This window comes from Sphingobium chungbukense (assembly GCF_001005725.1).
Classification (GTDB): Bacteria; Pseudomonadota; Alphaproteobacteria; order Sphingomonadales; family Sphingomonadaceae; genus Sphingobium; species Sphingobium chungbukense.
Map to the genome: position 1 here is coordinate 201096 of NZ_LBIC01000004.1, position 23770 is coordinate 224865.

The following is a 23770-nucleotide window of genomic DNA, read 5'->3' on the forward strand; positions in this document are numbered from 1 at the left end:
TTAATCTCCGTTCTTCGCAGCACTCAAGCGCGGCAACGCACCGATGCGCGCCACCAGTTCGGACTGACGGCTGCAATCCAGCTTCGCATAGATATTCTTGATCTGCGTACGCACGGTATTGAGCGCCACGCCCCGTTCCTGGGACAATTCCTCCAGGCCCCGACCGGCGCAGAGCGCCTGAGCCACCTCCGCTTCAGCCTTGGTCAGGCCATAGAGCGCGCGAATGCGACTGGTAAGACTTGCATCCTCTTCATTCGGATCCGTGGCTATGGCAACGATCTGCCGCTGCGCGCCGACGCGCACCGACGCGATCGAGAGCACATAGGGCGAATCCGCCGCCCGATGGATGAAGATCGCACTGGCCTGCCCGCCCTCGCGCGCCGATGCGATCCTCAGCGCGGTCTGCAGGGCTTCGTCATCGCGGGGGTCGCGTGCCTTCAACTGCCGCTGACGCAAGGTCAGCCCATCTGCCCTGCACAGCAACATATCCGCCGCCCGATTGCAGTCGATCAGCGTCCCGTTCGGGCGCAGCGTGAAGACGGCATGCCCCAGCATATCGAGCGTGGCCTGCAAGGACCGGCCACGGTGATTGATGCGGTCGAGCTTGCTGCGAATCGCGAACATCCGGGCGATATGGCCCATATTCTCCTGGATCACGCGCTCCTCCTGGGAATCGAAGGGCTTTTGCGCGCGGCCGCGATGCAGGCCGATATGGCCGGTCAGGCCATCCCTGTGGATCACTCCGCCCAAACAGCGAAACGTATCATCGCCCATGGGCCTGATCCACTCATTGTAGATTCGGCTGCCCTCATAGATATGATCGGATACGAACGTCTCGACATTCCAGACGCGATTGACGGCTTCGGCCCGAACGACCGCCGCCCCCCATAAGTCGTCGTCCTGGAATTCCTCTTCGTAAATCGCCATTTGCCCGTCGGAAAAATAGCCCGAATAGGAAATCTCGGCGACATGATCGGATGCATGGCCCCAATGCAGCACCCCCGAACGCGCGCCCACGGCGCCCGCCAGCGTGGAAGCCAGCCGGTCGAAAGCCGCATCGTCCGTGGCGGCGTCATAAATATCTTCCGTGCGGATCAAAGCTCCATCCCCACCCGTTCCGTCCCCACGAAACCCAAAGCCGAATGGACTATACCGACTTGATGGATGCCGCATTGCACAAATCGGACATCAACCGGTTCATTTCGGCGCAGAAAATCGATAAGGGCGGTCCGGTGGTCCGCCGCCCTGCCTCTTTCTCCGCCATACCGGTCTCGCCACCGCTGCTGGCGCTATCCGCCATCACCCTGCTGATCCAGGGTAGCACTCTCATGTCGCTCGGCCTTTTCCTTCCCGCCATGGCGGCTGATTTCGGCGGACGGGCCGGTATCGCCGCCACAGCATTTCTGCTGGCGATGAGTATCATGGCGGCGCCCGTCGGCTGGGCGCTGGACCGGCTGGGCGTGCGGCCGGTACTGCTCGGCGGCATCATATTTAGCGCGGCGGGCTATGCCGCTGCATCACTGGCGCAGGAACGGCTGTGGCTCGCGGCGGCGATGGCCGTGGCAGGAGCAGGCGTCGGCTCGTCCACCATCGTGCCAGGTATCGCGATCATCACCCGCCGCCATCCCCGGCGGCGGGGTGCAGCGCTGGGCGTCTTCCTTGGCGCGGCGGTCATGGCGGGCGCGGTCGTACCGCCCCTCATCGGCGGGGCCATTATCCATTGGGGCTGGCGCGCGGCGATGCAGCTCTGCACGCTGGTGATCATACTCGCCTGTCCGGCGCTCGTGCTGGCGGTGCCCAGCGGTCGGATCGCAAGGGCTACCGAGACCGACGAACGCCCGCTGTGGCTCGTCCTGCGCAGCGGGAATGTCCGCCGGATCGTCGGCGCGATGACATTGCTGCAACTGGCAATCAACGGCATACTCTTCGCGGCCGTCGACGGTCTCATGGCGCAGGGCCTTTCGCAACCGGGCGCGGTGGCCGCATACAGCATCGCCAATCTGCTGGGCCTCCCGGCGCTGCTGCTGGGCGGGATACTGGCCGATCGTATCGGGCCGCAGCCTGCGCTGATCGGCACGGCGATGCTGCTGGCGGCCGGCACGGCGGCACTTCTCGGCGTGCGTATCATGGGATGGGGCGGAGTGACCGCCTTTGTCCTGCTATGGGGCATCGCCAGCGCCCTGCCCGGCCAGTCGGGACCGATGCTGCTGGCCGACAGCGTCCACCCGAACGCCTTTTCGCGACTGCTGGGCATCAACACCGCGATCATCAGCCTGGTGGGCGCGCTTGCACCGATATGGACAGACTGGATGCACCTTGCGAGCGGCGGCTATGACCTGCCCGTGCTGATTTATGCGGCAATGGCTCTGGCGGCGGCGGCGCTCGTCGCACTGATCCGCCCATCGGAGACTCGGGCCGACGGACAGGTCAAGACTGCGCCACCGCCGGCAGATCGTCCGCCAAATGCGGGAAGGCAGTAGTCGGACACGGAAAGCCCCTTCACAAACAGCGACCTCGGACCTATATGGGCTGTTCAAATCCGGTCCATGCACCGCCCTCGGGCGAGGCGGGGGCCGTCCCCCGGATCGCTCGGGGATCGGTTTCGTTTAGCGCTCGAAACCGGCGGAATGGGGCGAAAACGGCGGGTTACAAGACGCTGACAGTGCGGATCGGACAGTCCCGGCCCGCACTTTTTTGCGTGACTGCATAGGGGCGAATCACCCCGAAACTTGTCATGCAAAGGCTGAATTTTCGCTGCGATGCGAAAAAATTCGACGAACTACAGGCAGGAACCGCAATGGCGACCAAAGCTCTCCCCACGATCAGCAATACCGGCGCGAAGAAGCGCATCAGAAAGGTATTCGGCGACATCCACGAAGTGGTGCAGATGCCGAACCTGATCGAGGTCCAGCGGGAGAGCTATGAGCAGTTCCTGCGGTCGGACCCGAAGATCGGCTATGTCTCCGGCCTGGAAAAGACGCTGCGCTCGGTCTTCCCGATCCGCGATTTCGCGGGCACGGCGGAAATGGACTTCGTTCACTACGAACTCGAAGAGCCGAAATATGACGTCGAGGAATGCCGTCAGCGCGGCATCACCTATGCGGCGCCGATGCGCGTCACGCTGCGCCTGATCGTGTTCGAAGTGGACCAGGACACCGAAACCCGCTCCGTGCTCGATATCAAGGAGCAGGATGTCTACATGGGCGACATGCCGCTCATGACCCAGAACGGCACCTTCATCGTCAACGGCACCGAGCGCGTCATCGTGTCGCAGATGCACCGCTCGCCGGGCGTCCTGTTCGACCATGATCGCGGCAAGACCCACTCGTCGGGCAAATATCTCTTCGCCGCCCGCGTCATCCCTTACCGTGGTTCCTGGCTCGACTTCGAATTCGACGCCAAGGACATCGTCAACGTCCGTATCGACCGCAAGCGCAAGCTGCCGGTCACCGCGCTGCTCTATGCGCTGGGCCTGACGCCCGAGGATATGCTCGGCTATTTCTACAACAAGGTCACCTTCGTCCGTGGCGAAGGCGGCTGGCAGATTCCCTACACCGCCGAAGCATGGCGCGGCCAGAAGCCGGCGTTCGACATTGTTGACGCCAAGTCGGGCGAAGTCGTGTTCGCCGCCGGTCACAAGATTTCGCCCCGCGCCGCCAACAAGGCGGAGAAGGACGGGCTTGAGACGCTGCTGATCCCGACCGAGGAAGTCTATGGCCGCTACAGCGCCTATGACCTCATCAACGAGAGCACCGGCGAAATCTACATCGAGGCTGGTGACGAAGTGTCGCCCGAAAATCTCGAAAAGCTCGACCGTGCGGGCATCGACCGCCTTGAGCTGCTCGACATCGACCATGTCACTACTGGTCCCTGGATTCGCAACACGCTGAAGGCCGATAAGGCCGAGGAACGCGATCAGGCGCTGGCCGACATTTACCGCGTGATGCGCCCCGGCGAACCGCCGACGAAGGAAACCGCCGAAGCGCTGTTCGCCGGCCTCTTCTTCGATCCGGAGCGCTATGACCTCTCGGCCGTGGGCCGCGTGAAGCTCAACATGCGCCTCGACCTCGATGCCGAGGACACCGTCACCACCCTGCGCGTCGAGGACATCCTCGCCGTGGTCAAGGAACTGGTGAACCTGAAGGACGGCAAGGGCGAGATCGACGATATCGACAATCTCGGCAACCGCCGCGTCCGCTCGGTGGGCGAACTGCTGGAAAACCAGTATCGCGTCGGCCTGCTGCGCATGGAACGCGCCGTCAAGGAGCGCATGTCGAGCGTCGACGTCTCGACCGTGATGCCGAATGACCTCATCAACGCAAAGCCCGCCGTGGCCGCCGTGCGTGAGTTCTTCGGCTCCTCGCAGCTCTCGCAGTTCATGGACCAGACCAACCCGCTGTCGGAAGTCACCCACAAGCGCCGTGTCTCGGCGCTTGGGCCGGGCGGTCTGACCCGTGAACGCGCCGGCTTCGAAGTCCGCGACGTCCACCCGACCCATTATGGCCGTATCTGCCCGATTGAAACGCCGGAAGGCCCGAACATCGGTCTGATCAACTCGCTCGCGACCTTCAGCCGCGTGAACAAATATGGCTTCATCGAGACGCCCTACCGCAAGGTGATCGACGGCAAGGTGACGAACGAGGTCGTCTATCTGTCGGCGATGGAAGAAGCCAAGCACACCATCGCGCAGGCCAACGCCGAAGTGACCGAAGAGGGCACTCTGGCCGAGGATCTGATCTCGGCGCGTGAAGCGGGCGAATTCCTGATGGCGCCCAAGGACCACATCACCCTGATGGACGTCAGCCCCAAGCAGCTCGTCTCGGTCGCGGCCTCGCTCATTCCGTTCCTGGAAAATGACGACGCCAACCGCGCGCTCATGGGGTCGAACATGCAGCGTCAGGCCGTGCCGCTGGTCCGTGCCGAGGCGCCGTTCGTCGGCACCGGCATGGAAGGCACGGTCGCGCGTGACTCGGGCGCGGCCATCGCCGCCAAGCGCGCGGGCATTATCGATCAGGTCGACGCGACCCGTATCGTCATCCGCGCCACCGGCGACATCGAACCCGGCCAGTCGGGCGTCGACATCTATACGCTCCAGAAGTTCCAGCGCTCCAACCAGGACACCTGCATCAACCAGCGTCCGTTGGTGAAGGTGGGCGACCTGATCGAGGCTGGCGACGTGATCGCCGACGGCCCGTCGACTGAGTTTGGCGAGCTGGCGCTGGGCCGCAACACGCTGGTCGCGTTCATGCCCTGGAACGGCTACAACTACGAGGACTCCATCCTGATCTCCGAGCGGATCGTGAAGGATGACGTCTTCACCTCGATCCATATCGAGGAGTTCGAGGTCATGGCCCGCGACACCAAGCTGGGGCCGGAAGACATCACCCGCGACATCCCGAACGTCGGTGAGGAAGCGCTGCGCAACCTCGACGAGGCGGGCATCGTCTATATCGGCGCCGAAGTGGAGCCGGGCGATATCTTGGTCGGCAAGATCACCCCCAAGGGTGAATCGCCGATGACGCCGGAAGAAAAGCTGCTTCGCGCGATCTTCGGCGAAAAGGCGAGCGACGTGCGCGACACCTCGCTGCGTCTGCCGCCGGGCGTTGCCGGTACGGTCGTGGAAGTGCGCGTGTTCAACCGCCACGGCATCGACAAGGATGAGCGCGCCATGGCGATCGAGCGGGAGGAAATCGACCGTCTCGCCAAGGATCGCGAGGACGAACGCGCCATCCTCAACCGCGCGACCTTCAACCGCCTTCAGGAAATGCTGCTCGGTCAGACGGCTGCGGCTGCTCCCAAGGGCGTGCGCAAGGGCGTGGAGATCGACGAGGCCCTGCTGGGCGAGGTCGAGCGTCACGAATGGTGGAAGTTCGCGGTCGCGGACGACACGCGTCAGGCCGGCATCGAAGCCGTCAAGGCGCAGTATGACGAAGCGGTGAAGCTGATCGTCGAGAAGTTCGAGGACCGCGTCGACAAGCTCCAGCGCGGCGACGAGCTGCCGCCGGGCGTGCTCAAGATGGTCAAGGTGTTCGTCGCGGTGAAGCGCAAGCTCCAGCCGGGCGACAAGATGGCCGGCCGTCACGGGAACAAGGGTGTGATCTCGCGCATCCTGCCGATCGAGGACATGCCGTTCCTTGAAGACGGCACCCATGTCGACATCGTGCTGAACCCGCTGGGCGTGCCGTCGCGCATGAACGTCGGGCAGATCTTCGAGACGCACCTTGGCTGGGCCGCGCGTGGCCTCGGTCAGCAGCTCAAGCATGCGCTGGAAGATTGGCGCGAAGCCAATCCGAACGCGCAGGCTGGCGAGATGCCGGATGCGGTCAAGACCCGCCTGCTGGAAACCTATGGCGAGCACTATGCCGACCAGATCAACGGCCGCACGGCCGAGCAGATCGTCGACCTTGCCGAACATCTCCAGCGCGGCGTGCCGATGGCGACACCGGTGTTCGACGGCGCCCGCGAAGCCGACGTGTCCGCGATGCTGGAGTTGGCGGGCCTGCACTCGTCGGGCCAGTCGGACCTGTTCGACGGCCGCACCGGCGACCGTTTCGACCGCAAGGTGACTGTCGGCATCATCTACATGCTGAAGCTGCACCACCTGGTCGACGACAAGATCCACGCCCGTTCCATCGGCCCCTACTCGCTTGTTACCCAGCAGCCGCTGGGCGGTAAGGCGCAGTTCGGCGGCCAGCGCTTCGGTGAAATGGAGGTGTGGGCGCTCCAGGCGTACGGCGCCGCCTATACCTTGCAGGAAATGCTGACGGTGAAGTCGGACGACGTGGTCGGACGTACCAAGGTCTACGAAGCGATCGTCAAGGGCGACGACACGTTCGAAGCCGGTATCCCCGAAAGCTTCAACGTGCTGGTCAAGGAAATGCGCTCGCTGGGCCTCAACGTCGAACTCGCCGCGATGGACGAGATCGAGGAAGACGGCGACGGCTTCGCGCAGGCGGCGGAATAACGGGACTCTGGCCCTTGCCCTCCGAAGGCAAGGGCCATCCCTCCTTCGCCCCGGAATTTTACCCTCTAGAGGGACATGAGATATGAACGAACTGACCAACTTCGCGAACCCGGTCCAGAAGCCGGAAACCTTCGACCAGATCCAGATCGGCCTCGCCTCGCCTGAGCGTATCCGGTCCTGGTCCTTCGGCGAGATCAAGAAGCCGGAAACCATCAACTACCGCACGTTCAAGCCCGAGCGTGACGGCCTGTTCTGCGCCCGCATCTTCGGTCCCATCAAGGACTATGAATGCCTGTGCGGCAAGTATAAGCGCATGAAGTACAAGGGCATCGTCTGCGAAAAATGCGGTGTCGAAGTCACGGTGTCGAAGGTCCGCCGCGAGCGGATGGGCCATATCGAACTGGCCGCGCCCGTCGCGCACATCTGGTTCCTGAAGTCGCTGCCCTCGCGCATCGGCCTGCTGCTCGACATGCAATTGAAGCAGCTTGAGCGCGTGCTGTATTTCGAGAGCTACATCGTCACCGAGCCGGGCCTGACCCCGCTCGAAAAGTTCCAGCTTCTGACCGAAGACGAACTGCTCGACGCGCAGGACGAATATGGCGAGGACGCCTTCTCCGCCGGGATCGGCGCGGAAGCGGTCAAGCAGATGCTGATGGACCTCGACCTTGAGGGCGAGAAGCAGGCGCTGCTGGACGAGCTGGCCGTCACCAAGTCGGAACTGAAGCCCAAGAAGATCATCAAGCGGCTGAAGGTCGTCGAAAGCTTCCTGGATTCGGGCAACCGTCCGGAATGGATGATCCTCGACGTCGTGCCGGTCATCCCGCCGGAACTGCGCCCGCTGGTGCCGCTGGACGGCGGCCGCTTCGCCACCTCGGACCTGAACGACCTGTATCGTCGCGTCATCAACCGCAACAACCGCCTGAAGCGGCTGATGGAACTGCGCGCGCCGGACATCATCGTCCGCAACGAAAAGCGCATGTTGCAGGAAGCGGTCGACGCCCTGTTCGACAATGGCCGCCGCGGCCGCGTCATCACCGGCGCGAACAAGCGTCCGCTCAAGTCGCTGTCCGACATGCTGAAGGGCAAGCAGGGCCGCTTCCGTCAGAACCTGCTCGGCAAGCGCGTCGACTATTCGGGCCGTTCGGTCATCGTGACCGGCCCGGAACTCAAGCTGCACCAGTGCGGCCTGCCCAAGAAGATGGCGCTCGAACTGTTCAAGCCCTTCATCTACGCCCGTCTGGACGCCAAGGGTCTGTCCATGACCCTGAAGCAGGCGAAGAAGTGGGTCGAGAAGGAGCGCAAGGAAGTCTGGGACATCCTGGACGAGGTGATCCGCGAGCACCCGGTCATGCTGAACCGCGCGCCGACGCTCCACCGCCTGGGCATCCAGGCGTTCGAACCCGTGCTGATCGAGGGCAAGGCGATCCAGCTTCACCCGCTGGTCTGCTCGGCCTTCAACGCCGACTTCGACGGCGACCAGATGGCCGTCCACGTCCCGCTGAGCCTTGAGGCCCAGTTGGAAGCGCGCGTGCTGATGATGTCGACCAACAACATCCTCAGCCCCGCGAACGGCAAGCCGATCATCGTCCCCTCGCAGGACATGGTGCTGGGTATCTATTACCTGTCCATGGAGCGCGAAGGCGAGCCGGGCGAAGGCATGCTGCTGGCCGACATGCAGGAGGTCCACCAGGCCCTCTATGCCAAGGCCGTGACCCTGCATTCGAAGATCACCAGCCGCGTGCCGCAGACCGACGAAAACGGTCAGCAATATATGAAGCGGTTCGAGACGACCCCCGGTCGCATGCTGCTGGGCGAATGCCTGCCCAAGTCGCACAAGGTGCCCTTCGACGTCGTCAACCGCCTTCTCACCAAGAAGGAAATCGGCGACGTCATCGATCAGGTCTATCGTCACACCGGCCAGAAGGACACGGTGCTGTTCGCCGACGCCATCATGGCGCTGGGCTTCCGCCACGCGTTCCAGGCCGGCATCAGCTTCGGCAAGGACGACATGGTGATCCCGGATTCGAAGACCGCGATGGTCGACGAGACCAAGGCGCTGGTGGCCGACTATGAGCAGCAATATCAGGACGGCCTGATCACCCAGCAGGAAAAGTACAACAAGGTGATCGACGCCTGGAGCCGTTGCGGCGACCAGGTCGCGAACGCCATGATGGACGAGATCCGCGCCCAGCCCAAGGACCCGCAGACCGGCCGCATGGCCCAGATCAACTCGATCTACATGATGGCGCACTCCGGTGCCCGTGGTTCGCAGGCCCAGATGAAGCAGCTTGCCGGCATGCGCGGCCTGATGGCCAAGCCGAGCGGCGAGATCATCGAAACGCCGATCATCTCGAACTTCAAGGAAGGCCTGACCGTCCTTGAATATTTCAACTCCACCCATGGTGCTCGAAAAGGGCTTGCCGACACCGCGCTCAAGACGGCGAACTCGGGTTACCTGACCCGCCGTCTGGTCGACGTGTCGCAGGACTGCACCATCGTCGAGGAAGATTGCGGCACCGAAAAGGCGCTGGAGATGAAGGCCATCGTTCAGGGTGGTTCGGTCATCGCCTCGCTCGGTGAGCGCATTCTGGGCCGCACCACGGCGCAGGATATTGTCGACAGCAAGGACGGTACGGTCATCGTGCCGATCGGCACGCTGCTCGACGAAGCGCTGGTGGCGCAGATCGAAGCCATCGGCACGCAGGCCGTGAAGATCCGCAGCCCGCTGATCTGCGAAAGCAAGATGGGCGTGTGCGGCAAGTGCTACGGCCGTGACCTCGCCCGTGGTACGCCGGTCAATATCGGTGAAGCGGTCGGCGTCATCGCGGCGCAGTCCATCGGTGAACCGGGCACGCAGCTCACCATGCGTACCTTCCACATCGGCGGCGCGGCGAACTTCAACGAAACGTCGAACCTGGAAGCCATGTCGGACGGCACGATCGAGCTGCGCGACATGCCGACCATCACCGACAAGAATGGCCGCCGCCTGTCGCTCGCCCGCAATGGCGAGATCGCGATCATCGACAATGAAGGCCGCGAACGCGAAACGCACCGCCTGCCCTATGGCGCTACCGTCCTGATTGCCGATGGTGCCCCCGTGGCGAAGGGCGAGCGCTTTGCAGAGTGGGATCCCTTCACCATGCCGGTGATCACCGAAAAGCCCGGTATCGTGAAGTATCAGGACCTGATCGACGGCAAGACGCTAGCCGAGCAAACCGACGAAGCGACGGGTATCGCCCAGCGCGTCGTGACGGAGCATCGTGGTGCCGCCCGCACCAAGGAAGATCTGCGGCCGCGCCTCACCCTGCTCGACGACCAGTCGGGCGAAGCCGCCCGCTACATGCTGGCGGTGGGCGCGACCCTGTCGGTCGACGATGGTGCGCAGGTGCAGGCCGGTGACGTGCTGGCGCGTGTCTCTCGCGAAGCTGCGAAGACCCGTGACATCACCGGCGGTCTGCCACGCGTCGCTGAACTGTTCGAAGCCCGCAAGCCCAAGGACAATGCGATCATTGCCAAGGTCTCGGGCCGCGTCCAGTTCCTCAAGGATTACAAGGCGAAGCGCAAGATCGCCATCAATCCCGAGGATGGCGGCGAGCCGGTCGAATATCTGATCCCCAAGAGCAAGGTGATCGACGTTCAGGAAGGCGACTTCGTGAAGCGCGGCGACAACCTGATCGGCGGTTCGCCTGACCCGCACGACATATTGGAAGTGCTCGGCATCGAGCCGCTGGCCGAATATCTGGTCGCGGAAATCCAGGAAGTCTATCGCTTGCAGGGCGTGAAGATCAACGACAAGCACATCGAAACGATCGTTCGTCAGATGCTGCAAAAGGTCGAGATCATCGAGTCCGGCGACACCACTTTGCTGGTGGGCGAGCAGATCGACCGCGAGGAAATGGACGAGATCAACGCCAAGCTCCAGCCGGGCTTCGCGCCCGCCGCGGGTAAGCCGGTGCTGCTCGGCATCACCAAGGCCTCGCTCCAGACGCGTTCGTTCATCTCGGCGGCCTCCTTCCAGGAAACCACCCGCGTCCTCACGGAAGCGGCGGTCCAGGGCAAGAAGGACACGCTGGTGGGCCTCAAGGAAAATGTCATCGTCGGCCGCCTCATCCCGGCGGGTACGGGCGCTGGCATGAACCGCATGCGCGTTGCCGCCTCGTCGCGTGACGCGGCGATGCGGGCCGCGCTGCGCGCCTCCGCCCAGGTCGACCTGATTGCGCCTAAGACGGCTGCTGAAGAGCATGCCGCCGAACTGCGCCAGGGTCCGGAAGCAGCCATCGGAGACGATCCGCTGGGCGCCGTCCAGGGTGAGGATTTCACCACCGAGGATATGGAATAAGGTCTTGGAAACAGGGGCGCCTGCTCCCTATCTGGGGAAGCAGATTCTCTGATCTTTCGGATTGATGAAGAACCCGCCGGAAGCGACAGCCTGTCCGGCGGGTTATCTTTTGGGGTTCCATGGCCAAGGCGCGAAATTGTGCGAAATGCCTGTCGCAACCCTCTTGACCAATGCCGAATCCCCGCCTATTTGGCCGTCTCCGGTGAGCCACTGGCTTACCATGATGCCCGATCCTCTAATGGTAAGAGAGCGGACTCTGACTCCGTCAATCAAGGTTCGAATCCTTGTCGGGCATCCAGATTTTCCAATAAAACTCAGCGGTTTGGTCTTCCGACGCTTCATATGGTGGGCATTTTCGGATGCGGTCCAGTCCCGCGCCTTTCCGCCATTTTTCGCGCGTCCGCGCTTCCTCCCGGCGGTTCCTTGGTCCATGGATGACATATGGCACGGAACAAACTAATTGGGATTATCACCATCGCTAGATGGGCGAATCACAACAACAGACGTTACGCTGGCGTTCTCGATCCCCCTTGATCGAAAAGCCCCGCGCTGCCCCCTTCAAGCGCGGGGCTCATTCGTTTCTGGATCTGAAGCGGGCGGAAGTTCTTCCGGCCATGCCGAGCAGGCCTCTTCCTATATCCTCCGCCATAACTCCAAATATTCGCGATCCTTACTGCTGTCCGGACGTTCTCCCGGTGCAGGCAATGCCTGTAGTGCGACCCAACTGGCCCCGTCTCTCCATGCAGAGACGGGGCATTTTTGAATGGCTAGGCAGGGAAAAGGAAAGTGAGAGCAGACATCTGGATTGGGATAGCGTCAACACGTGCTGATCTGCCAGTTTGTCATGATGCGAATGATCATGCCCCACATAAACCCCGCCTCCCAGGGTAAGGAAGCGGGGTGCCACAGGCCAGTGACCTGCAAGAGCGCGCCCCTCCTATGAGCACCCGTCATTGTTCGCCATAACCTTAGTCATATCTCGAAAAAATCTTACGGTTGCCGTTGGTCGAGTTGAGGCTGCCATTCTGATGAACGTCGGATAAATCGGCCATTCAGCGAGCAGCCACGCCGCGTAATCCAAAGACTGTCTGCAACATCAGGGAGATAGTCATGGGGAAGAAGATCACATTGGCATTGGGCCTCGCCGCCGTGCTGGCTGCAACGGTGCCGTCGATCGCGATGGCGGACAATGGACGGCATCGGGGCTGGTATAAGCATCATGAGCGTGACGGCTATTACGATGGCCGCTACTATCGCGATGACCGGCCGCGCTACGTGCAGCGCGATTGCAAGACCAGCGGCACCACTGGCCTGTTGGTCGGAGCGGCGGCGGGAGCCTTGCTTGGCCGAGCGGTAGATACGCGCGGCGACCGTCTGCCGGGCACGATCATTGGTGGTGGCGCGGGCGCGCTGATCGGCAAAGAGGTCGACAGCAAACATCGCTGCTGACCTGTACCAGAAAGGCTGCGGCCCAACCTGGCTGCATGTTGGGCCATCAGATCGCACTATCCGTTTTGCCAGGAGCCAGCCGGGCATCGCCGGCGGCGCCTCGCCCCTATGCCTGTCCCTGACGGTCAATGGCCTGAGCGATCAGCAATTTCTCTCGCATGGCGGTCCGGGACATTGAGATCACATGGTCAACGCCATCGATTGTGATCGCCAAAGTCCCATTTTCGGTGATCTCGATCAGGCCCTTTGCCTTGAGATACCACAGATGAAATTCGAAATGGTTGTCAGAGCAGTTTAACATTTTCTGGACGTAATACCGACCAATACCGGCATCCTGAGCATTTTCTCGTCGTTTCGTGTACAGGAAATGAAGGATTTTTTCGTGCGCATCAGCATCGTCATATGCAGATTGCCCATCCTCCATCTCATCTTTTTCGGAGAAATCGAACCCGGTTCTCGTCGCGTATAATATGTTATATTCGGCACGCTTCTTGGCGTTCCTCAGCGCATTATATGCCTCGATGACTTCATTGAATTTCGTGACATCCGCGGTTTCAGCATGGTCCGGGTGGTATCGCTTCGCCAGCAAGCGATATGCAGCCTCCAACCCTCTGGCGTCACATTTCGGACTGACCTGCAAGATTTTGTAATGATCAACAAAGGGTTGTCCGTTAAGCATCAGAAACCTGCCCCCATCAGTATCCGTGGGCACCCCTGCCCGAAGCTTCAACTGTTTCCAACTGCAAGTCTGAAGCTCGCCCACATTCTCCGACGCGTGCGCGGCGTTGTCAAAGCAGATCGATGCACGGCTTTCCGGGACGACCGTCGCGCCATTGCCGCCCGATTGCCTTGCAGGCTTTCAGATGTCGGATTGAGACGCTGTTCATTGTTGGGCCGGACAGGAGGCGACCATGAGCGCTCTCCCCCCGTTCGTTCTGGCTATCATTGAGCTTTGCGATCCGCCTATCGCTCCAACTGGCCGTTCTCCGTCGCAAGATAGCGCCTCATAGAGCCAGGCTCACCCTATCCGCTTATTGGCACGCGCCAGGGGGCTGGTCATGGTGCTGTCATCGAAATGGGCATATCTGCCCATGATGAATATCGGTTCATATTTTCGCCTCGAAGGCGTTCTGGTCGCAGGAGCGGTCAGCCTTTATGTTCAAGCGCGCGATGGTGCTTTGTGGGAAGTTGGTTGGCTGAAAAATGTGGGCCATCTTCTGCAGACCAACGTCGCCGTCGAGGGCATCCGCACCGGTGCTGAAGCCATCGCTGTCAACTGGATTGAAGCGATTGAACCCATTGGAAGGGCGCTCAGTTCGGCAAACATGAGTTGCGGGGGAAAGCTCTCGACCTCTACCGGGCGGCTGGGCAATCCCTGACGCACCTGACATTCGGTTCCGGGGTCAGCCCACCACTGGCGCTGATGGAAGCGCCGTTACCCAGCCGGTAGATGGGCGCATTCGTCCCCTCGAACGGGTCGCCGGATTCTTCCACGACGGGCACAGCATGAGCGGCACGAGACCTTGCTGCCGCCGAAACTGGTCTGTGAGAAACGGTTCTCGCGCTTGGTGCCCTGAAGGCATTACCGGCATTGTTGAAGCTCTGTGAAATGGCCGCCCCCAACGAGCTTGCGCCACGTTGCGCATGCCCCACGCCGCCCAGAATAATCGCTGTTTCAGCCGCATCCTGCGCTACGGCTTCTTGAAATACTCCAACCGAAAGCATTGTTGCCAAGGTTGCCAGGACTAAGCGATTTGCCATGTGATTTCCCTTCGCGATCAGCATTACGGGAGGCATGTGGTTTATCACAGATGTCTGGGCCGGGACAGTCGGCAGGCTTCCGCGCTCCGCTGCTGAAATCTGTCGCTTTTCTTGACTCGAAACGAAATTGGGCACCACCGCCAATCCGGCCAGCGGGCCAATGGAACGGGCCGGAAAACGATCGATCCCGCGGCTCGGCGTCGCAGCCATGACGAGCGGATAAGCGCCAAAACGAATCTCGCCGGGCAAGCCATGTCGCGCGCGAATGGCCCATTTCCACGAAAAACCCCGCTCCTTTTGAAAGGCAGGCGAGGCAAGTCAGGTCGCACGCGGGCCAAAGCCCGCCGGATCAATTGCGCATGCGGCGCAATGCGCCGCAATGGCGCAAACGGGGTAAGCGATTCTATTTACCGTCGGCGCGGGCGAAGCGGCATTCCTTGGCCAGCCGGCGTCCACTGTCCCAATGGGGCTTGTACACGGCCATACCCTTGCGAAGCTGCTCGCAGGAGATGTTCAGTCCCCCCGCGTAGATGATCGCCACCGTCCGTCCGGCGGCATCGCGCGCAACCGGAACGATGGTGATCGGATCGCGCAGCGAATGTTTGAGGCTATCCTTGCTCCGACGCGGATCGACCGGCGTGCAGATCCTACCCTTGCGGCAGCGAGCGGCAACGTCCGGCGCCTCGATACCAAGCAGGCGAATAGGCTCTCCATTGACCCGCAGCATGCTGCCATCGACCACCGTCACAGCGGAGGCGATCAACAAGGCCGCGATCATTCCGCCCCAGCCACCATCATGGTCGCAGCTTCCTTCACAGGAAATATTTCCTCTTCCCCATCCCTGCCCCTTTCCGCACCTATAACTAAAGATTTACCCGTACACTTCTTCTGAGTGATAATAATTAACCTTTAGACCATCATATCTTACGTCTCTGTTCTGGAGGCAAGCCAGAAGCCAGAGGAAAGTACCGGATCAAATATCCATTCACGGGTCGCAGGGGCACGGCATCTGCCACACCGGGAACGGCCAAACATGGAAATATCATGGTTTTGGGGAAGGAGCCGGAATCAGGAGAGGCCATATAGGCGGGATGGAAGCTGGAAGGGCGCTGGGCGACGGATACCATCCATCACCCCATTCGATCACCCTTCCAGACTCCGCAACGCGAAACACGGCCTGGGGGAGAGGCAGCGTTCAACGCGCCGCAATCAGGACAGGCTGTTCCTTATCCGCCTGCACCAGCGTGCGCGCGCGTTGATCCGCACGCAGTTGGCTCATCATATCGTCTCTCTGCCAAACATCATCGGCGACGATGATCCATGCCTCGAACTTGGAATCTGCGGATATTCCCTGCGGCAGCGGTGTCAAACTCCCCATGGTCCTGACGGCGCGCACCGATATGCGGTCGATCGTACGGGATTCGGACGGCCCGGCAACGGCAATGGCCTGAGGTCGTCCATCGGCATCCAGGCGGAATTGCACACGCGCAAAGCCGACCGAATGACGATCATTGAAAAAACCCGCGCTGCGGCGGATGCTGCTGGTCAATCGGTTCTCCGTCCGGTCCGACCATTTCTGGTAGGTGACTTGCTGTTCCGGTGAAGCAACGACAGTCAATTGGTCGCCTGGCTGTCTGGCACTAACCCCTGTTGAAAGCAGCAGGGATGAGCAAAGCGCCAAAATCAAGGGCTTGGCATGCATGAGGACCTCCTCTGCCATTATGATGTGATAGGATTTTGGGATGCCGCTGCGGCGGTATTGACCGGCCGAAAGACGGCGCGAAGCTATATATTACAAAATAGGCATCTTTAGTAATGAATATAAAACAATGATCTGAGACACATATGGAATATTTCAAAACGCCGCCCGCCTGTCCCGATATGGAACATCGCTGCGATGCCGTCGCAACAGCAACGGCCAACCCATTTTGCCGGATCAATTTTGGTGGACCGGACCAAGCCGGCAAACAACGACTCGCTCTCTTTCGGGCCGCGGCGACAGGCCGAGCCGGTCGATCACCTCCATCCACCCCGCCACCACCCGTCGCAGGCTGAACGCCTCGATCCGATCACCCGGGACGATGGCGCTGGCCGGGTCAAGTTGGCCCAACAGCGCTTCCGCCATAGCCGTGGCATCGGCGGGATTGATCAACCGCCCGAACCGCCCGCCGTCCAGCAGGTCGGCCGCATTGCCAGCCGTGCTGGACGCGACCACGGGAATCCCAACGGCCATCGCCTCCAGCAGCGCATTGGGCGATCCCTCCCACCAACTCGGCAGGACGAAGGCATCCGCATGAACCAGCCAGGGAAAGACATTGGCGACCACGCCCGGCAACGCCAGATCATCTGCGACGCCCAGTTTGCGCGCCTGCGCCATCAATCGATCACGCATCCGGTCGCGGCTCTCGCCCAGAATGATGAGCCGCGCTCGCCGTCGACACCGCACCATGGCAAAGGCGCGCAACAGCGTCTCGAAATTCTTCTGTTTCGCCAGCCTGCCGATGGCAAGGATCACGGACACATCCTTCGTCATCCAGATATGGGGCGCCGCGGCGTCCGCGTCCGCCTTCGCCCGCGCCGCGGCCGCATCGATGCCGTTGGGGATGATCGCCACCCGCCCCTCACGGGCCGCATCGGCAAAGGCTGGAATGGAGGCCAGTGTCGGCGACACCAGCACGATCCGGTCGGCGTCAGACGCGATGAGCCGGGTCATGATGCGCCTTTCCCAACTCGCCGATCCGCCGTGGGGTGCGCCCGGAATGGCGCGTACCATGTCGTTGCTGATGCGATAGACGCGGCGTAGCCGGCCAAGACCCCGGCTTGCCGCCCAGGCCACGAAATGGCCCTGATTGCCGGCGGAAATCAGCAAATCGGCCCGGCGGCGCTTCAGATGGCGGCGAAGCGCGCCGATCGCGATCAACTTTTCGAACAGGCTGTAGGTACGGCTTTCCCGCAGCAACGCATGATGGGGAACGCCAGGAACACCCTCGCCGCCCGGCGTTGCCGTCACCAATTCCACCGGATAACCGCGCGCCGCAAGACCCGACGCCAGCAGCCGCGCGTTGCGCACCACGCCGGTCGCTGCCAAGGCATGGACGTAGAGAAGGATCATCGGAGCGCCTCCCTGTGCTGGGCGCGGGCTGGGGATGGAGCGCGCTCATGCGCCTGGCGTCAGCACCATGCCCACTGACCGGTTGAATAATGTCCGGGCCGGGGTCCAGTTCCCCCTCGACCAGCGACGGCCGTCGAACGATCAGGGTGAAGCCGGCAGGACGATTGCAGTCAGTTCGCTGCGATGCCGAGACCCACCGCTTCGGCCACCTTGATACCGTCGATCGCGGCGGAGAGGATCCCGCCGGCATAGCCCGCGCCCTCCCCGGCCGGATAAAGCCCCGCCACATTGAGGCTCTGAAAATCCTTTCCCCGGCTTATGCGGATCGGGGAGGAGGTCCGTGTCTCCACCCCCGTCATCACCGCGTCGGGGTGGTCGTAATTGGCGATCTGCCGCCCGAAGACCGGGATAGCCTCATGGAAAGCCTCCAGCACGAATGCGGGCAGGCAGCGCGACAGGTCGGTCATGGTAACGCCCGGCTTATAGGAAGGCACGACCTCGCCCAATTGCGTGGACGCCCGTCCGGCCAGGAAATCCCCTACTTTCTGCCCGGGCGCATGATAGCTCGCGCCACCCGCGACAAAGGCCATGCTTTCCCAATGGCGCTGCAATTCGATGCCCGCGAGCGGCCCGCCGGGATAGTCCCGCTCCGGATCGATGCCCACGACCAGACCCGAATTGGCATTGAACTCGGCTCGCGAATATTGGCTCATGCCGTTGGTGACGACGCGCCCTTCCTCCGAAGTCGCCGCCACCACGCGTCCGCCAGGGCACATGCAGAAGCTGTAGACCGTTCGCTCGTTGGCGCAATGATGGGCAAGGCTGTAGGCCGCCGCACCGAGCGCCGGGTGGCCCGCGCAATTGCCATAACGCGCCCGGTCGATCCAGCTTTGCGGATGCTCGATCCGCACACCGATGGAAAAGGGCTTGGCCTCGATATGCACGCCGCGCCGATGCAGCATCTCGAAGGTCGGGCGGGCACTGTGGCCCACCGCCAGGACGACATGATCCGTCTCGATGAAACCGCCATCCGCCAAATGCACCCCGCGCAGCGTCTGCGTGCCGTCACCCCGCCGTTCCAGTTCCAGCTCGTCGACCCGGTGCTGCCAGCGATATTCGCCGCCCAACCCCTCGATCTGGCGCCGCATCGCCTCCACCATCGAAACGAGGCGGAAGGTACCGATATGCGGATGCGCCTCGGTCAGGATATTGTCCGGCGCGCCCGCCGCGACGAATTCCTCCAGCACCTTGCGGCCCAGGAAACGCGGGTCCTTCACCCGGCAATAGAGCTTGCCGTCCGAAAAGGTGCCCGCCCCGCCTTCCCCGAATTGCACATTGCTGTCGGGATTGAGTTCGGCCCGGCGCCACAGCCCCCAGGTATCCTTGGTCCGTTCCCGCACCACCTTGCCGCGATCGAGGATGATCGGCCGGAAACCCATCTGTGCCAGGATCAGCCCGGCGAACAGCCCGCACGGCCCCGCGCCGATGACCACGGGCCGCTTGCCCGACCAGCCCGCGGGCGCCCTTGCCACGAATTTATAGTCGGTATCCGGACGCGGGCGGACATCATGATCCTTGGCGGAACGCTCCAGCACCCCGGCCTCGTCCACCAGTTCGAGATCGACGGTATAAACGAGCTGGATCGCATTCTTCCGCCGCGCATCATTGCCCCGACGCACCACGACATGGCTCAACAGCTCCTGCGGTTCGAGGCCCAGTCGTTCACAAATGGCGGCGTGCATCGCCTCGGCAGGATGGTCGAGGGGCAGTTTCAGTCCGGAAAGGCGCAACATGTCGACGCCCCTAAACCTATTACCGAGTCGGCTCCAGCCCCGTCACGCGCGACGCAGCCGTCCGGCCGCCCACTCACCCAGCAACGCCGCCACCATGCTGAGGCCCGTCAGAGGAAACAGAACGCCGAGCCCCAGCATCAATCCGGCCACGATGCGCTTGGCGCCCTGCGCCGCTGCCGGCGGTTCGCCCAGCCTGCCTTCGGGCCGCCGTTTCCACCACAGCACGGGCCCGGTCACGCAAAGCAGCAGCAGGCAAAGGCACCCTGCCAGCATCAGCAACCGGTTCGGTTCGCCATATTCCAACCCCTGATGGGTGGCGACGCCCCATTCCACCGCCTTGGCGCCGCCGCCGAACATGCGCCAGTCGACATCCTGCGCCACGGCGCCGGAGCCTGCATCGATGGTCAGGACATGCGAATCCTCCGCCCGGACGGCCAGCGCCGATACCAGCCAGGGCGAGCCCGGGGAAGCCGGCACACCGATCGTGACGCCCCCCGTCAGACCGCGCCGATCCGCGATCCGCATGATTTCATCCACGTCGACGCCGCCAGCGCCGCCCCGAACAGCGCCACCCTCGCGCAATGCCCATGGCAGCACTTCCTTGACGGGCGCGCTCCATGGCACGACGGCGGCGGACGGCCGCCCCAGCCCCTGTGCTGTGATTACACCGCGCAGCCCGCCACCCCAGACCTCGGTCCAAGGCATGCCGGTGACGGCCAGGAACAGGATCACGCCCGCCGCCAGAAAGCCGACCGTCCCGTGCAGATCGCGCCAGAACAGCCGCCCGCCGGGCCGCCCGCGCAGCGCCAGCGCCCGGTTCCCCGCGCGCGGCCAGCGCAGGTAGAGCCCCGTCACACACAACAGGATCGCCCAGCCCGCCACCACCTCGACCAGCCGGTTGCCAATGGGTCCGGTGATCGCCAGGCTGTGCAAATCCTTGATCGTCTTCATGACGCCGCCGCCCGCCATGCTGCCCAATATGCGCCCGTCATAAGGATCGACGAACCACGCCGTCCTGCCGACTGTCAGCCGCCAGCTTTCATCGGATGCGGCAGGGCGCTGGATCTGGCTCACCCTCCCGCCGCTTGCCTTCTCCACCGCTGCGACCAACCGGGACGGCGCGAGCAGCGCCCCGCCCGGCTGCACCACGATCCGGTCACGATAGACGATGCGCTCGATCTCCGGCTTGTAGAGATAGAGCGCGCCCGTCACCGCCATCAGCGCCAGCACCGGCAGGACGATCAGCCCGGCATAGAAATGCCAGCGCCACATCGCCCGGTAGAAATGCCCGCCTTCCATGGTCAGAACCGCGCGCGGACGCCGCCGTAGAAGGCGCGCCGTTCGATGGGATAGAAGATCGCCCGGCTTGCAGGCGCCAACTTCGCATAGTTCACCACCGCACTGATGTCGCCGATCGCGCGCTCGGCCGTCAGGTTACGCGCGTCCAGGAACAGGGTGACACCCGGCTTCACCTCCGCCTGCGCACCAAGGTTCAGCGTGGCATAATCCCCCACCCGCTTGCTGTTGGCATAGTCCACCCAGGCCCCCTGCGGCAGCCATTCGACGGCGGGTGAGACGCTGAACCGGTTCGTCCCCAGCTTCAGCTCCGCGCGATAGAAATGGCGCGGCACCACCGGCAGGCGGTTGTTCCCGAACTGCGCATCGTCGCGGAACCGGAAATCGCTATATTGATAGACCTGCCGCAGCTTAGCCCAAGGGGTCAGCGCCAAGTCCAGCCCCGCCTCGATCCCCTGGTGCCGCGTCCGGTCCGCATTGAAGGTCGCCGCCGGATAGAGCCCCGCCACCACATTATATTGGAGCAGCTCACCCTTCAGGTCGGCGCGGTAGAGGCTGACATCCCAATGTGCGATGCCCAGCGTCCCACGCGTGCCGATCTCCGCCGTCCAGGCCTTTTGCGTGCCAAGCGGCGTGAAACCCGGCAAGGCGACGCCGTTCGCGTCGATCGCTGTCTGCCCCAGCTCGATAAAGCCCGGCAGTTCCACCGACCGGCTGTAGTTCGCATAGAATTGCACCGCCCGCGCCGGTTCAAACAGCAGTCCGAACTTCGGTGCAAAGGCATCGAACGACACATCCCCGCTCCGCGCCGGGGCGAAACGATTATCCAGCCGCCGCTCGCCATGGGTATAGATGCCGCCCGCGATCAGCCACAGCCCGGACAGCGGCGCGATCCGCACCTCGCCATAGCTGTTGATCGTTTGCGCCCGCGCCTTCTGGTAAGAGGTCGGCGCCCCGGCCCGGCCGTTCACATTGACGAACTGGCGGAATTTGCCCTGCCCGAAGCGTGCCTGACCGCCCAGCGTCAGCTCGACCGGCAATCCCCCCCAATCGCCCGCCCAATCGAGGCTGGCAAAGACGCCGCGATCCTCCGACTTCTGGTCGACGACCTGATAGATCGGATGATCGAGCGCCTTGGCATTATAATAGACGCCAACCGCCAGTTGCCCGCCGCCAAGCTGTACCGTGGTCCGGTTCTGCAAGCGGATCGAATCGATGTTGCGCGCCTGATCCCCAGCGAAATTGCCCTTGGCTGGAAGGTCCAGCGCATCGCCTTCATTCAGCGATCCCGACAGCTTCTGCCGGATCGTCTGCACGCTCGCATAGAAGCGCGTCTCCACTCGATCGTTCAGCTTCAGCCCGGCATTGCCGTTGAAACGCAACGCCTTGCGCCGCCCATGATCGCGGTCGCCATCGGATCGGTCGGCGGACACGGCCGCCCAGGCATCGCCCCGCTCATCGCTATAGCCATAGGCCGCCTTGGCCCGCAGCGTATCGAACGACCCGCCATCGACCCGCATGTCCGCACCCGGCGCCGTGCGCCCCGTCGGCGTCACCGCGTTGATCGCCCCGCCCAGCGTCGATCCGCCCAGCCGCAACGCATTGCCGCCGCGATAGACCTCCAGATGCTGGAAGACCTGTGGGTCCAGTTCCTGGAAATCGCCGTTGTCGTCGGCCATGTTGATCGGAATACCGTCCTGCAACAGCGTCAGCCCGCGCATATGATAGCCGCGCGACAGGCCCGATCCGCGAATGGAAATCCGTACCTCCTGACCGAACCGCGGCTGGGTATAGACGCCCGGCGAAAAGCTCAGCGTGTCGCGCAACGACACGGCCAGCTTGTCTTCGAAATCCTCGGCCGACACGACATCGACGCCGCCGGGCGTGCGGACGACCTTCTCCGCTACTGCCTCGACAATGGGACTTGCGGTGACGATGATGCGGCCCTGATCGCCGCCTTCATCCGCCAGGACAGGAGCGGAAAGCGAGCAGGCCAGCGCACACAGCGAAACGCCGCGCGCAACGGAAAAAGCGGACATAGAAGGACAACCTTACTGAAAAATCACAAGAAAACAGCGGATTTTCAGAAGGTGGCGGGGGGCCCCGATGAAGGTGGCGGCGGCGCGGCCAGCCGAGCGATCGCCCCGGTCTTGAGCGCAAAGGCTATCGGCCCGAAACCGAGCTGCCAGGCCGGCAACGGCAGATCGGCCAACACCAGCGGCGGCACGGCCGGCTGCACCGATGCGGCGAAGGGGCAATGCGGCTGGCCCGGTGCGCCATCATCCTGGCGATGATGTTCGCCCGCCGCCCCATCCCGGCCAACGGCACCCCGGTCGACCACCACATTGACGGCGCCCTGGCCGGTACAAAGCGTCACCATGACGCCTCGTTCGGTCCGCACCGGCATGAAGCCGGAGGGGGCGACAAACTGGATCGCCAACACAAGCAGAGCCAGCGTGGCCAGCAGACCCCTTGCGGCTTCCGATTGTCTGACAGCGCTCATCATGTCGCCAAAGCCCTAGCGGCGACCGACCGCCCTGTCACTAGGACAAAAGAGCCACGGCAAGATATACTGACCTTGACGTAAACGTAAAGCACAGTTACATCAACCGACATGGACAAACGCACCAGCATCGCCGGTATCGAACTGCCCGATCATAGCGACCGGCAGAGCTACACCATCACCGACCTGTCCGAGGAATTCGGCGTCACCGCCCGCGCCCTGCGCTTCTATGAGGACGAAGGCCTGATCGCACCCGAGCGGCAGGGGCTGGCCCGCATCTATTCGCGCCGCGATCGCGCCCGGCTGGCGTGGATCCTGCGCGGCAAGCGGGTCGGCTTCAGCCTGTCCGACATTCGCGAGATGATCGACCTGTACGACGCGGATGAGGAACATGAGGAACAGCGCCGCGTCACCGTCGCCAAATGTGAGGCGCGCATCGCCCTGCTGACCCGGCAGAAGGACGACATCGACGCCGCCATTGCCGAACTGGCGCAATTCGTGGCCGTCCTTCACAGATAATCCGCCTTCACCAGAACAGAACCCTCGGAGAAGA

The 23770-nt window shown here is 62.8% G+C and carries 16 protein-coding genes and 1 tRNA gene; 7 read left to right on the top strand and 10 right to left on the bottom strand.

The window, feature by feature from the left end; all coding sequences use genetic code 11:
* The gene (locus tag YP76_RS10295; RefSeq protein WP_046763510.1) at nt 1-1098 is read right to left on the bottom strand and encodes a helix-turn-helix transcriptional regulator; all 1098 of its coding nucleotides are present in this window, start codon (nt 1096-1098) and stop codon (nt 1-3) included.
* 44 nt (nt 1099-1142) lie between these two features.
* Between YP76_RS10295 and YP76_RS10300 the strand changes: the two genes are divergently transcribed.
* From YP76_RS10300 to YP76_RS10320, 5 genes are all read left to right on the top strand, one after another.
* Nucleotides 1143-2480 (top strand): MFS transporter, encoded by a 1338-nt coding sequence (locus tag YP76_RS10300; RefSeq protein WP_232307505.1) that lies wholly within the window; start codon nt 1143-1145, stop codon nt 2478-2480.
* A 317-nt stretch (nt 2481-2797) separates the two neighbouring features.
* The gene (rpoB, locus tag YP76_RS10305; RefSeq protein WP_046763686.1) at nt 2798-6964 is read left to right on the top strand and encodes a DNA-directed RNA polymerase subunit beta; all 4167 of its coding nucleotides are present in this window, start codon (nt 2798-2800) and stop codon (nt 6962-6964) included.
* An 82-nt stretch (nt 6965-7046) separates the two neighbouring features.
* A complete protein-coding gene (rpoC, locus tag YP76_RS10310; protein ID WP_046763511.1) occupies nt 7047-11303 on the top strand; it encodes a DNA-directed RNA polymerase subunit beta' in 4257 nt (1418 codons plus the stop codon).
* A 224-nt stretch (nt 11304-11527) separates the two neighbouring features.
* A tRNA-Gln gene (locus YP76_RS10315) sits at nt 11528-11601 on the top strand.
* A gap of 812 nt (nt 11602-12413) precedes the next feature.
* Nucleotides 12414-12752, top strand: coding sequence for a glycine zipper 2TM domain-containing protein (locus YP76_RS10320; protein WP_046763512.1), 339 nt, complete (start codon nt 12414-12416; stop codon nt 12750-12752).
* A 106-nt stretch (nt 12753-12858) separates the two neighbouring features.
* Here YP76_RS10320 and YP76_RS10325 read toward each other — a convergent pair whose 3' ends face one another.
* Nucleotides 12859-13515 (bottom strand): DnaJ domain-containing protein, encoded by a 657-nt coding sequence (locus YP76_RS10325; protein ID WP_052757380.1) that lies wholly within the window; start codon nt 13513-13515, stop codon nt 12859-12861.
* Between the two features lie 328 nt (nt 13516-13843).
* On the opposite strand from YP76_RS10325, the gene YP76_RS10330 reads away from it, so the two are divergent.
* Nucleotides 13844-14131 (top strand): DUF5818 domain-containing protein, encoded by a 288-nt coding sequence (locus YP76_RS10330; RefSeq protein WP_157035746.1) that lies wholly within the window; start codon nt 13844-13846, stop codon nt 14129-14131.
* On the opposite strand, the gene YP76_RS27755 is transcribed toward YP76_RS10330, so the two are convergent.
* The 8 genes from YP76_RS27755 to YP76_RS10365 form a co-directional block, all read right to left on the bottom strand.
* Nucleotides 14106-14762, bottom strand: a complete 657-nt coding sequence (locus YP76_RS27755; RefSeq protein WP_232307506.1) for a hypothetical protein — start codon at nt 14760-14762, stop codon at nt 14106-14108. The genes YP76_RS10330 and YP76_RS27755 overlap by 26 nt on opposite strands.
* Before the next feature lie 154 nt (nt 14763-14916).
* Complete coding sequence (locus tag YP76_RS10335; protein WP_046763514.1) at nt 14917-15291, bottom strand: thermonuclease family protein; 375 nt, start codon at nt 15289-15291, stop codon at nt 14917-14919.
* A 417-nt stretch (nt 15292-15708) separates the two neighbouring features.
* On the bottom strand, nt 15709-16215 hold the full coding sequence (locus YP76_RS10340) for an energy transducer TonB family protein (RefSeq protein WP_046763515.1): 507 nt from the start codon (nt 16213-16215) through the stop codon (nt 15709-15711).
* Between the two features lie 234 nt (nt 16216-16449).
* On the bottom strand, nt 16450-17625 hold the full coding sequence (locus YP76_RS10345; protein ID WP_046763516.1) for a glycosyltransferase: 1176 nt from the start codon (nt 17623-17625) through the stop codon (nt 16450-16452).
* A 170-nt stretch (nt 17626-17795) separates the two neighbouring features.
* A complete protein-coding gene (locus YP76_RS10350) occupies nt 17796-19418 on the bottom strand; it encodes an NAD(P)/FAD-dependent oxidoreductase (RefSeq protein ID WP_046763517.1) in 1623 nt (540 codons plus the stop codon).
* Nucleotides 19419-19460: 42 nt separating this feature from the next.
* Nucleotides 19461-20717, bottom strand: a complete 1257-nt coding sequence (locus YP76_RS10355; RefSeq protein WP_046763518.1) for a PepSY-associated TM helix domain-containing protein — start codon at nt 20715-20717, stop codon at nt 19461-19463.
* 2 nt (nt 20718-20719) lie between these two features.
* A complete protein-coding gene (locus YP76_RS10360; RefSeq protein WP_046763519.1) occupies nt 20720-22753 on the bottom strand; it encodes a TonB-dependent receptor family protein in 2034 nt (677 codons plus the stop codon).
* A gap of 44 nt (nt 22754-22797) precedes the next feature.
* The gene (locus YP76_RS10365; protein ID WP_046763520.1) at nt 22798-23220 is read right to left on the bottom strand and encodes a DUF2946 family protein; all 423 of its coding nucleotides are present in this window, start codon (nt 23218-23220) and stop codon (nt 22798-22800) included.
* 108 nt (nt 23221-23328) lie between these two features.
* Between YP76_RS10365 and YP76_RS10370 the strand changes: the two genes are divergently transcribed.
* Nucleotides 23329-23736, top strand: a complete 408-nt coding sequence (locus tag YP76_RS10370) for a MerR family transcriptional regulator (RefSeq protein WP_046763521.1) — start codon at nt 23329-23331, stop codon at nt 23734-23736.
* Nucleotides 23737-23770 lie beyond the last annotated feature (34 nt).